The sequence below is a fragment of the Sphingomonas sp. 67-41 genome, assembly GCF_001899725.1.
In the GTDB taxonomy this organism is placed as follows: Bacteria; Pseudomonadota; Alphaproteobacteria; order Sphingomonadales; family Sphingomonadaceae; genus Sphingomonas; species Sphingomonas leidyi.
Map to the genome: position 1 here is coordinate 17,845 of NZ_MKWJ01000029.1, position 11,650 is coordinate 29,494.

The 11,650-nt window shown below is 61.3% G+C and carries 11 protein-coding genes; 5 read left to right on the forward strand and 6 right to left on the reverse strand.

Going from position 1 to position 11,650, the window contains the following annotated elements; translation table 11 throughout:
- Positions 1 to 127: 127 nt before the first annotated feature.
- Positions 128 to 592 (reverse strand): nucleotidyltransferase family protein, encoded by a 465-nt coding sequence (locus BGP17_RS20350; RefSeq protein ID WP_286713395.1) that lies wholly within the window; start codon positions 590 to 592, stop codon positions 128 to 130.
- A gap of 235 nt (positions 593 to 827) precedes the next feature.
- Between BGP17_RS20350 and BGP17_RS20355 the strand changes: the two genes are divergently transcribed.
- Positions 828 to 2,522, forward strand: a complete 1,695-nt coding sequence (locus tag BGP17_RS20355) for a strawberry notch C-terminal domain-containing protein (protein WP_502688452.1) — start codon at positions 828 to 830, stop codon at positions 2,520 to 2,522.
- A gap of 151 nt (positions 2,523 to 2,673) precedes the next feature.
- Entirely contained in the window at positions 2,674 to 3,102 is a 429-nt protein-coding gene (locus BGP17_RS20360) for a hypothetical protein (RefSeq protein WP_026109152.1), read from the forward strand.
- Positions 3,103 to 3,109: 7 nt separating this feature from the next.
- Here the strand turns inward: BGP17_RS20360 and BGP17_RS20365 are convergent, their stop codons facing one another.
- The 5 genes from BGP17_RS20365 to BGP17_RS20385 form a co-directional block, all read right to left on the reverse strand.
- Positions 3,110 to 3,739: a hypothetical protein gene (locus BGP17_RS20365; RefSeq protein ID WP_232016670.1), complete on the reverse strand. Its 630-nt coding sequence runs from the start codon at positions 3,737 to 3,739 to the stop codon at positions 3,110 to 3,112.
- 7 nt (positions 3,740 to 3,746) lie between these two features.
- Positions 3,747 to 4,874, reverse strand: a complete 1,128-nt coding sequence (locus BGP17_RS20370; RefSeq protein WP_017501037.1) for a hypothetical protein — start codon at positions 4,872 to 4,874, stop codon at positions 3,747 to 3,749.
- Between the two features lie 35 nt (positions 4,875 to 4,909).
- A complete protein-coding gene (locus tag BGP17_RS20375) occupies positions 4,910 to 6,193 on the reverse strand; it encodes an abortive infection family protein (RefSeq protein ID WP_017501038.1) in 1,284 nt (427 codons plus the stop codon).
- Positions 6,194 to 6,350: 157 nt separating this feature from the next.
- Positions 6,351 to 7,214: a DUF4238 domain-containing protein gene (locus tag BGP17_RS20380; protein WP_080727353.1), complete on the reverse strand. Its 864-nt coding sequence runs from the start codon at positions 7,212 to 7,214 to the stop codon at positions 6,351 to 6,353.
- A 168-nt stretch (positions 7,215 to 7,382) separates the two neighbouring features.
- A complete protein-coding gene (locus BGP17_RS20385; protein WP_017501040.1) occupies positions 7,383 to 7,595 on the reverse strand; it encodes a hypothetical protein in 213 nt (70 codons plus the stop codon).
- Between the two features lie 352 nt (positions 7,596 to 7,947).
- Between BGP17_RS20385 and BGP17_RS20390 the strand changes: the two genes are divergently transcribed.
- From BGP17_RS20390 to BGP17_RS20400, 3 genes are all read left to right on the forward strand, one after another.
- The gene (locus BGP17_RS20390) at positions 7,948 to 10,056 is read left to right on the forward strand and encodes a ParB/RepB/Spo0J family partition protein (protein ID WP_017501041.1); all 2,109 of its coding nucleotides are present in this window, start codon (positions 7,948 to 7,950) and stop codon (positions 10,054 to 10,056) included.
- Positions 10,057 to 10,140: 84 nt separating this feature from the next.
- Positions 10,141 to 11,091 (forward strand): ArdC family protein, encoded by a 951-nt coding sequence (locus BGP17_RS20395; protein WP_026109155.1) that lies wholly within the window; start codon positions 10,141 to 10,143, stop codon positions 11,089 to 11,091.
- Positions 11,091 to 11,650 (forward strand): DUF6927 domain-containing protein (locus tag BGP17_RS20400; protein ID WP_286713396.1); only part of this gene is annotated, 560 nt, incomplete at its 3' end. The genes BGP17_RS20395 and BGP17_RS20400, both read left to right, overlap by 1 nt.

The window sequence follows — 11,650 nt, forward strand, 5'->3', positions numbered from 1 at the left end:
ACTGCATCAATCCACGGCCTGATTTCGAGCCTGGGCCATTTCTCGGACCAGCGGTTCGTCTTAGACTTGTAAATTTCTTCTGTGATCTGGGTGGCATTTGCACGGACGAGAGGCAGTAGAAGATCGTTCAACCAAATGGCGCGACAATTTGAAGTCCGCCTTCATTTCGAATGCCCACCGCAGCCGCAGTCGTCGGGAACGTCGCTATGGCAGCTACCGCCGAACGATAGGGCGCAATGGAATATCCAAATTTCGAGCGATACCATTCATGCACACGCGCCTGGTTCTTTACGTCCATCTTCACTGGAAGATCATGAAAAATCTCAGAGATCTTGCGGCTTATCTCCGCTTCTGCAGTTTCAGAAAGCTCCATCGGATCGAAATAAACAAGATCAGCATCAGCGATGCCGTGCAACGGGTCAAAGCCGAAACTTTCGTTCCACCGCGCCTGGGCGATGATGCTGCCTGAAAGCCAAGCATCCGGCAGACTAATCGCCGACCACCGCTTCAAAATCTCGCTGATGATTGGATGAGTTTCGGCGAGATGCCGAAGGCGCTCTTCCTCAACGGCCGAAGAAAAATCTGGGTCCATGCCCCCTCATAACGCCAACCAAATCCGCCGTCAGCCACCAGAAACGGAAACCCGATCACCTTAATTATCTGGAGTAAAATCGATGTCTTCATCACGTAAGTCCGCGCCTGCACGCGAACCGCTCGACATAAATCTCGACTGGAAAGAATATGTCATCGACTATCTTGAGCGCGCCTTTCCGACCCGGCAGATGCGCGTCTTCACCGATGACACGGGCACGGCGCGCTCGCTTCCTATGGTCGACGATACGGGCCGACCGATCTACAACCCGGAAGCTGAAGCCGCCCGCGATCGGCTCATCGAACAGCTTTGCGCGATGCCAGCGATCATGTCCGCTCTTGACGCTCTGCTCGAGCATTTTGGGCCCGACGCGGTTGCTGAAGTCACGGGACGGACCAAGAGGCTCGTAACAATCGAGGGTGGCCGACAGAAGCTGGAATCCCGTTCTGTTCGTACCAGCCAGGCGGAGGCCTCTGCCTTCATGGAGGGGCGCAAACGCATCCTGGTGTTCTCGGATGCGGGTGGAACGGGTCGGTCCTACCACGCATCGCTCGACGCGCCCAACCAGCAGCAGCGTGTCCATCTGTTGCTTGAACCTGGGTGGCGGGCGGATCGCGCCATTCAGGGGCTGGGGCGAACCCATCGAACCCATCAGGCTTGTGCCCCGCTGTTCCGTCCTGTCACGACCGATTGCCGGGGCGAGCTGCGGTTTACCAGTACGATCGCCCGACGCCTCGACAGCCTGGGGGCCCTGACGCGCGGGCAGCGGCAGACGGGCGGCCAGAACCTGTTCGATCCGTCCGACAATCTCGAGAGCGAATATGCTTGTGCAGCGCTTCTTACCTGGTTCGATCTGCTCCATGCCGGCAAGCTCAAGAGTACCACCTTTGATGACTTCCAGCAGCGCACGGGGCTCGAACTGTGCGACAACGACGGTGTCCTCAAGGACGAGATGCCGCCGATCCAGCGATGGCTGAACCGCTTGCTGGCGCTCCCGATCGATCTTCAGAACCGGATCTTCGACGAGTTTCTCGCGCTGGTAGAAACCCGGATTTCTGCAGCGCGCGAGGCAGGTACGCTTGATGTCGGTGTCGAGACCATCATGGTCGACAAGGCAACGATCCTGGAGGACCGCGTCCTGCGCACCGATCCTCTGAGCGGGGCGACCTCTCATCTGCTCACCATCGAGATCGAGCGCCGCCGCCATCCCATCATGCTGGAGCGGATCCTGCGCATGGCGAAGGACGATCCGACAGCGGCGTTTGTGCGCAATGCGCGCTCGGAGAAAGTTGCGCTGCGGACCAGAGCGCGCTCGGGAATGGGCGAAGATGGCATTCCGGTCCCGCGGATCGAACTGCAGCGCCCGACCCGAAGAGAATATGTCCGCGAGGCAGATCTCCTCGAAAGCGCCTGGGAGCCGATGGACCGGCAGGACTTTATCGCGGCCTGGACCCGCGAGGCCGAGGAGGCTGCAGCGACGGTCGATACAGAGACAATCCGTCTGGCGACCGGGCTGTTGCTACCGATCTGGTCCTCGCTGCCAACAGATCACCTGTCGGTAAACCGCATTGTCGATGGCGAGGGTAAATCCTGGCTAGGCAGGCTTGTCTTTGATGAGCATGTTGTTGCGCTCTTCACCAAGCTCGGTCTCGACCGAGCCGAGGCCTTACCGCCTTCTGACCTCGCCAAGGCAGTGCTTGCGGGACGCAGTGTCGAAATAGCGCGCCCCTTCCCGGCGACGCTCAAGCGTGCACTCGTCAACGGGAAGGCCAGGGTCGAAATTGGTGGAGCACCGCATGGGCAGCTCGACTGGCTGAAATCCCTCGGCTGCTTCACCGAAATCATACAGTATCGCACCCGGATTTTTATCCCGATCGATCAGGCTGAAGCCATCATCGCCAGGCTGCTGGGAACGGGCGAGGCTCTCTAGCGTATCGATTCAGAAATACCGCGAACGGATAGTGAGGTTTAGAGTTAATAACGAAATATTAGGCGTAAATTATTCGCCTAATGTCTCACTCTCCGGTGCGTTGTATTTGTGATACGAACATACAAACTAGGCGGCCTGTGAGGAGTTGGATATGAGTGCCGAGAGCGCTTCGCGGTTAGGCGATGTCGTCGTCAAACGACCTAATGGCGATTGCCTGTACACGCTTCACCTCTCCGCCGACGGCGTCATCCTGTGCACCGTGGTCGGCTTCTGGGAGGTCGCGGACGCTGATCGGTTCCTTCTCGACTATGCGCGGTTCATCAGGTCAGCCCGGGGGTCGCAAAAGCCTTTGCGGATCCTCGTCGACCTGACAGATTCAAACGTGATGACCCAGTCGCTAGCCGATCGCTTTGCCACCGCCCATCGTGAGCTGTTCCGCGAGCAGGACCGTCGCGCCTATGTCGTGACAACCAGTCTCCAAAGCATCCAGCAAAAGCGCGCCGCCAGCTATGGTCACATGAAGGTGTTTCTCGACGCAGATGCAGCCTATCAATGGCTTCTTGCCCCCGCGGAGGATTGATCGCCTGTCAGGAGGCGTTGTGCGGCAGCCCGGGGCTCGTTCCAAGCCGATCCCGATATGCGAAGCTGATGAGATCGCGCACCAGTTCGACAAGGCCACTCGTCGGCATCCCGTCGAATGGATCGCCATGCGCTAATGCATTGCGCCGTTCATCAAGCGTCGGTTTCATCGATCCGGTTAGCTGACCGATCGCGGTGCCGCGGCAGCGCACGATCATCGGAAGTGCGTCGTCCGTAAGGCCGTCCCCCTCGACCATGTAGCGCAGTAGTGCCTTGAAAGAGTATCGTGGCGCGGGCACCATCATCGCCTCAGGCGATCCGGGCTTGATCTTCCGGCTTGCGATCGGCGCGACGATCTTCCCATATTGGTCGCGCAGCGCGAGTTCGAGCGCCGTCAGTGCCACCAACTCGGCGCCCTTGAGGAGGTCGGCGTCGAGCCATCCCAACAGGAACAGCTTGAGGGCCCGTTCGAACTTCAGGCGGACAATGTCTGGTATGGCCGCGTCTAGCGCCATCGACGCGACAAATTCGCGCCATTGGGTCGGCCGTTCGAAACGGAGGATCGCCACCGGGTTGCCTACAGCCGGCCAGATCAGTTCCAACGGAAGCGACCGGTCAGGCAGATCAAAATCCGGCAAGGGCAACTCACCTGCCTCCGTCGAGGGGAAGGACACGGCGCGCGTCGTCGTCGAGCGGAAGCACCCAGCTCCCCGCTCCATCCTCGCCCTCCCGTAACGACAGAGTGCCATCGTCATCAAGGGCCGGGGGCGCACGCCGCACCGTTCCCTCGATCGCCTGCTTGATGGCATCGCGTTCGATACCCACAAATGTCGGACGCAGGCCGAGCTTGTTAAGGGTTGCAAGTTCACTCGCGTCCAACTGGGTCGCGCTCAGGCGCCCTGCGCGGCCGACATAGCCACCCACCAAAGGGGTATCAGGGGCAATGTCACCTTCCACCACCATTGGGACGGTGTCGTCTAGGGCCGCTTCTGCCCGTCGCTGCGCGTCAGCAACCCTGTTCTTGAAGCGATGTCCTGTCAGTTCAAGCAGCGGCTTGGCCAGGGCATCGTGGCCCAGAGAAACCAGAAGAGAGCCCATGTGCCATCGCACCATGGCAAGCTGCAGGCTCTCTTGTTCAGCAGCGCTGATCTCGGCATCTTCGTCGGGGTCCTTGACCCAGAGCATCGGCGCCGAGGTTTTTGGGCTGGTAAAACCCCAACGGGTGGCGATTGCGTATCGTTTGAAGGGAGCAGGACGGCCCCGCACACGGATCTCGGCGCGATTGGCTTGGACGTAAGCGCGATCCAGCGCAGCTTGCGGGCCTTTGCCGTCGTGGCAGCCTTTGGCCTCGACGATCGCCATCCCGGCTGATGGGCCCCAGGCGACCCAATCGGGCATGTCGCCGCGCTGGTACGGCACGCGCCTCAACTGCCCTCGCATCACGCCCCCCAGTGCCATTGGCGGCTTACGAACATGGGCGAAATGCGTGAGGCCAAGGTGCTGCGTCGCATAAGCCCGCGCTACGAACCGCCCGAAAAGTCCGGAAATGGCAGTCTTCACCTCGCGGGCGTGGCCGAGTGGCTGCTGAAAGCTGAAACTGCTGACCGTCGGGTCGAGAAGGGCGCCGAGAAATTGCCAGTGCCCAAGGGTCGCGCCGGGAGACTGCAGAACCTCAAGCACCCCGGCATTCTCGATATCCTGCACGGTAAGGCTGATTGAGTTCGTTGTAACGGTGCCGTTGGCGGCGGTGAACTGATGCTCGAACGTCGGCAAAGCAGGTGCCTCTTGTTGGCCTTGGGCGGCAGTGGTCAGGAAATGGCGCTGGCGTCAGCGGTCCGCGCACTATCTGCGGCGGTGTCGCGCAGCTGGCGCTCACGGAAGGTTTCAGTGACAAAGTCGATGAACGAGACCGCAGCGCCGACCGCAAGACGGGCATGGCGGGGCTGAAGCCCGCGATGCCGGCCGTCACGGCCATGGCCCGAACCATAGAGGCCTCGCAGTTCAGCCAGATACTGGGTCAGCGCAGCAAGATTGCGCAAGATCAGCTTGATGGTTTCAGCGCCTCGCTTCGCATCGGTGATATCTTCAGGAACAAGGCCGAGCTCCTTGGCCACGAGCTTGGTGAGCGCTGGGAGGTCGGCGCTGCTCGAATAGGTGACCCCGCGCTTGGTCAGTACCGATTTACAACAGCTTTCGACCAGTTCCTTGGCGGTGCCGATCGCCAACGCAGGATCCCGCTCGATCGCATTCTCAACCCGCTCGATCTCCTTCTGCATCCAGGCCGCATCGAGTGCGTCGGCAACGGACTTTGCACGCATGACCGCGCGTCCGCCCATGTCTGCGATCGCCTTTGCTACGAAGCGGGGGCGGCCGGCGATCTTCTCGATTTCCACCAGGGCCCAGCCCTCGGGACGGAGCTGATCGTTGAAGTTACGCACGATCTCTAGGGCCTGGTTGCGATCCGGACGCACCACCGGGTGGACCATCTCGGCCAGAAACGCGAGGAAGCGGTCAGCGGAACCGTCGATCAGATTGAAGCGCTGGTCTTCGAAGATCCAGTCATCTTCCCAATCATCATTGTTGAACCGGTGTTGCCATATGTCACCGGCGGCATCGTCGAACCGGTCGTCGGTGGATGGCAGGGCTTTGAGATCCCATAGGCGCTGGAGGAACTCCACATCGCTCAGCGCACCCATCCAGGAAACCCCATCGACCTTGATACCGTCGATGATGTTGCGCCGAGCCCGGCGGGTGAGGGTCGCCGGCGCGGTGCGCCAGTCGGGACGGGCGCGAATGCGCGGGCGGATCGCCGCGCTGAAGCCGGTGTTGTCGTCCCGTTCGAAAACGGCCCTTACCCGCGCCGAAATCTGTTCCTGGAGCGTGTCACGCTTGGACCCGAGACGCCCGTATTCCGCCGGGTCTATCCCCAGAAAAACGGTGTAGAGGCGGGTTCCACCATTCCAGTTGTCAAAGCCGGTTTCAACGACTTCGGTTTCGGCCGTGCGCAGCAGTTCAGCAGCCTCTGCCATGCCTTCGGCCGTGAGCATTGCCTCGACTGCCGCCAGATATGCCTCGTCATCATCGTTGCTCAAGCAAAACCCCCCGGGTACATCTTCTGGCGATGGGAAACGAATGTAGCGTCTGAAAGGGTGAAACGAAATCGGAAACAAGTTGATTATCAGCCTCTTGAAGTCAAATATCCGAAGGCAAGGAAAGACGGGCAGAAAATCTGTCCGCCTGAATGCCCGCTCACAGAACTTCTGTTTTTGGCAGGCTGGCGACCGCCTCGAGATAGGCTCCGTCAATGCCGTAGAGCTGATCTTCTGACCATCGGTACATGTCATGATTGAGACGTTCGGCTTCGAACTGCGATACGGCCCGGGTCTTAACCTGGCAGTCGGGCTGGCCAATTTCCAGATGAAGCGCGATGGTGGGCGTTACGGGATAGTAGAATATCGAGATCGGGTCGGCCTGCGGCCGCAGATTGATCACCGGCTGATCGGCGGTGATGAAGGGGGTGGACGTGTCGTTGGTAAGGATCGTCGCGTGGGTTGTTCTACGGTGACCGGTAAAGCCCGCGCCGACGTCCGTTGCCCAAAGATGGCTCTCCACGGGCCAGAGGCGCGCAAGGTCGAGGCCCGCAGGCAGTTCGATCGCCGAGATCGCCTTGCTCATCCGGGATGTCCTCGTGAATTGTGTCCCAAGGAAGAAGCAGAAATCGGAGGCTTCGCGCTCATCGGTCCAGAACGAGGCGTCTCCCATACGCAACCGATCGAGAAAGGGTGCGCCCTTGTGCTCGACGCTGACGTGCCATGCTTCGCCAAGTCCGCGCTCGGCGTTCAGCAGCAACTCTTCGGTTTTGGCCCGCGTCTCCTCGTCGCGAGGAGGAAGGGAGGCGATCAGTCGACGCAGCTGCGTTGTCATGGTGAAAAAATGGATGAAATTCAGCGCGACCTTCCGGGCCAGCTCGCTTTTCGATCGGTTCGGAAGCGCCTGCAGATACTCCAGTTCACGCTCCGAGAAGGTCTCCACTCTGTAAAAATAGCGTGAACTGCCGACATTTTTGGGATTGGTGGTGATCGTTTGGCGATCGCGCTGCCGATGGCACGTCAGTTAATCATCGATCGTCCAGGCCTGAAGATAGTGCTTCCAGACATAGTGCTGATTTTTTGCAACTTTCTCGAACACCCGGCACCCCCTTCATTGTTCCTCTACATGGGGCCAAAGGGGTCGATTACCACTGGTCCGGCAAGATAATTATCTGTCGCCGCGCGAGATACTTTAATCGCCTGGATTAAGCGGAACTGCCACCACGAGAGTGGCCAGGTCCGGGTCAAGCTCCTCCTCGGGCTCAAGCCCCAGGTCGGTGAGTATTGCGATGGTGGCCGACCGTGCCAGGGACGCAGCATGGCACGCATTTGCGGCGTCGAGGATCTGCGCTGCCTTGCGCATCAAACCGATGGCCAGCCAAGGCCTCTCATCGCGAGCGTCCATATCCCCCCCTGGAAGCCGGCGACGCGCCCGAATGGCGCGTCGTCGCTTCGGAACCGGGTGTTGGAAACCTAGAGCAAGCTAGGCGCGAACGCCTTTAGCCGGGTGGCCTGGACATACGCGCCCGCCACCCGGTTTTGAACGAGACCGGCTCTTGCTCTTCGAGGTTTCCACGCCCCGCTCGCGTCTCCGCGAGAAGGCATTGCCATAGGCGGCCGTCGCCAATTTTGGAAGCGCGGACTGCTCGCAACGCCCGGCGCCCTTTCGCAGCCTCCCGAAGGTGGCCCAGGGAAAGAGGGAAGGGGGATCGAGGGTGATGTCCGGATTGGTCCGGATGCCAGAAGGAGTTGCCCTCATGATTCAGACCGTCAAACTGGCGAAGCTTCGCCTCTCGCCCATCAATGTCCGCACTGCACCGGAAAAGGATCTCGCGATCGAGCCGATGGCGGCCGACATCGAGGCGCGCGGTGTTCTCCAGAACCTTCTTGTCACGCCAGCCAGGCCGCGCGGTACATTCGAGGTGTTCGATGGTGGACGGCGGTTGCGCGGCCTGCTGCTGCTCGCCGAGCGCGGCACCATCGACGCCGACAGCTTCGACGTGCCCGTTCTTGTGCTCAAGGACAGCGATGCGGCTCTGAGCGAGACTTCGCTCGCGGCCAATTTCCACCAGCTCAAGCTGTCCCCGGCCGAAGAGTGCCGGGCCTTCCAGCACTTCCTTGGGGTGGATGGCGACGTCGATGCGGTCGCAAAGCGGTTCGGGCAGACCCGTCGCTTCATCGAGCAGCGGTTGCGCCTGGCAAACCTCGCAGATCCGATCTTCGACGCGCTTGCAGCAGGTGAACTCACCCTCGACCTCGCCAAGGCCTATGCATCGACTGAGAACCGCGAAAAGCAGCTCCTCATCTACAACAGCTACAGCCACCACAGCTATATCAATGCCGACGCAATCCGGCGGGCCATTGCCAATGAGACGATGAAAGCCAATGATCCCGTCGCGCTGCTGGTTGGGGAGACGGATTATGTTGCCGCCGGCGGTGCGGTCGATCGTGACCTGTTCAGCGACGGAGGAGATCGCTGGGTCAACCCGGAAATTGCGCAGCGCCTCGGCGGCGAGAAGATGGAGGCGGAGGCCAAGCGCATCGGCGAGGAAACCGGTCTGGCCTGGATTCGCCCCATCGCGAGTGCCCACACCTATAATGCGGCCGCAGGCCTCTATCGGGTCATGCTGCCCCAACTCCCCTTCACGGATGACGAGCGGCTGCACCTCGACGCAATCGACACCCGGCTCGAAGCGATCCAGTCCGAGATGGACGACGAGGACATCGCCGAAGAGCGCTTTGCCGAGCTCGACGCGGAATATGACCGGCTCGCTGAGGAGCGCAGCGGGCTGCATGACAGACCCAGCGTGTTGCCGGATGCCTTGCGGCCATTGGTCGGAGCATTCCTAACCCTCACGCAGCGCGGCGAACTGCTGCTCGATACCGCCTATTATAGCGAGCAGCCCCTGCGCCTCGACGAAAGCGGTTCACTGCTGGATGACACCGCCGAAACCGGTGATGACGGCGGCAATGCTGACGGCGAGACCACTGGCCGCAGCGAGCGCGAGGCCGTGACGCCTCGTCCCGACACGGTTGCTCCGGGCGGAAAGGCACTCAGCATGCGGCTCTTCGAGGAGTTGGCAATGCAACGCCGCGACGTGCTGGCGGCCAACCTTATCCAGCATCCGGCGCTGGCGCTCGATTACGCCATCTTCGTCATGGTGGATGGGCGGCGCCAGTATCTTGCCAAACATGGTTCGACGATCCGCGCATCGGCTCCGCAGGACCCTGTGGTCGGCGAGCAGCCCGCTACGATCGCGCGCACCTTCCTGGCGGAGGCGCAGGACGGGCTGGAGGCGGCCTGGACCGAAGCGGCCGATCCGGTCGCGCGGTTCGAGGCGTTCCGCGACCTTGATGACGATGCGAAGGCTGGATGGCTCGCCTATATCGTTGCGATGTCGCTCGAAGCCAAGGATGGCTACGGTACGGTGCCGCAGAACGCCCTTCAGAACCGCCTCGCAACGATCATGGAGGTCGATGTCGCGGCCTGGTGGCGTCCGACTTCGGTCAACTTCTTCGATCGGGTGCCCAAGGCGGCGCTGCTGAGCCTGCTGCACGATGTCGGCGGTCCGGCTGTCTCCGGACGCTACGCAGCCTCCAAGAAGCCCGATATCTCCTCGACCTGCGAGAAGCTGTTCGCGGGCGAGGCCATGGTCGAGGCTGAAGTGAAGGAGGCGGCGCTCAAATGGGTGCCCGATGCGATGCGCTTCCTCGACACCGCGTCAGCGCAGGACGATCCGCAGGATGACCAGAACGCCGAAAGCGAGGCCGAGAGCGAGGAGGCGCATGCCGCACTGGAGGCGGGCGAAGAGGCTGCTTGCGACGAGCTCCTCGATGCTCCCGACGAGATGATCGCCGCCGTCTGAGCGCGCATTTCACCTTCTGGCCCAACGGACCGCTGGCGCGATGCAGCGCCAGCGGTCCTTTTTGTATCCCGATCGGATCCTAACATGCCGAAACCCACCAGTGCCCGGCGGGACGTTGCCGCCGAAATCACCAATCTCATCATCGAGAAGCTCGAACAGGGCGTACCCCCGTGGAAGCGACCCTGGCGAGGCGCCCCGGGGCAGGGCTTACGTCCGCTCAGACATTGCGGAACCGCCTATACTGGCATCAACACCCTGTACCTGTGGGCTTTGGGCGACGCCAAGGGCTACACCTCGCGCTACTGGATGACGTTCCGCCAGGCCGAGCAGCTCGGCGGGCATGTCCGCAAGGGCGAGCGGGGGGCGGTGTCGGTCTACTTCTCCCAGTTCAAGAAAACCGAGACCAACGTGGTGACAGGTGCATCGGTCGAAAAGAACATTCGCTTTCTGCGCCATTACATCGTCTTCAATGCCGACCAGATCGACGGGCTCCCCGCCTATTACTATGCCGCGCCCTTGGCGGATCCCGAGCCCACCCCCTCAGGGCGACAGGCCGTCATCGATCGCTTCTTCGAACCGATCCCGGCAGCCGTTCGCCATGGCGGAAGCGAGGCCTATTTCAGCCCCACCTTCGACTATATCCAAATGCCCAGGCCGTCATCTTTCGACAGCATGGATCTGTATGCGAGCACGCGGCTGCACGAGACGGTCCATTGGAGCGGACATGCAAGCCGCCTTGCGCGCACCTTCGGCAAGCGCTTCGGCGATCAGGCTTACGCATTTGAGGAACTTGTGGCCGAGATCGGGGCAGGTCTGGGCTGCGCGGAGCTTGGTCTCCCCAACGAACTTCATCAAAGCCATGCGAGCTATGTGAGCCATTGGCTGTCGATCCTTCGGGGCGACAAGAGTGCCATCATCCATGCCGCCGCCAAGGCCGAGCAGGCCATAACATTTCTCGGTGCCTTCGGAGGTACATCTTGCGATGCGCCGGATGAGGACATGGCAACGCCCAGCGAACAGCGGGAGGGCGTGTAATGGGCTGGCTCTACATGCAACGTGGATCGCTTGGCGGTCATGCGTCCGCGAGTGCCTATCTCGACGCGCAGTTCACCTATGAGCGGGCGCTGGATGATGGCGGTACGACCGGACTGCGGGTACTCGCTTCGTCCTGCCCGCAGAACCGTGTCTACTACGCCGCCGCCCAGGTCATGACGAACAGGCAGGGCGGCGAGATTATCGCGATCATATGCCTGGTCCGTTGGAACCCCCACGACCGTGAAGGACTCGTGTTTGGGTACAAGGATATGACGGAAAATATGGGGCCCTATGAGGCCGAGTGTCCGGCAGCCATCCTCGACCTGCTGACCGCGACCGAGAACGCCCATGCGCTGGACTGGCGCCGACGGTGCCGTGCCAGTCTCGAACGAAAGTCGCGCAAACTGGCCGACGGCGACCGTATTCGGTTGTCCGCGACGATCACCTTCACCGACGGCCATGAAGGGAGCGAGTTTCTGGTGGAGCGGCGGGGGCGCCGCACGGTCCTACGCGATCCGACAAGTGGTCGCGGCTACCGCATCTCACGGCTGATGCAACG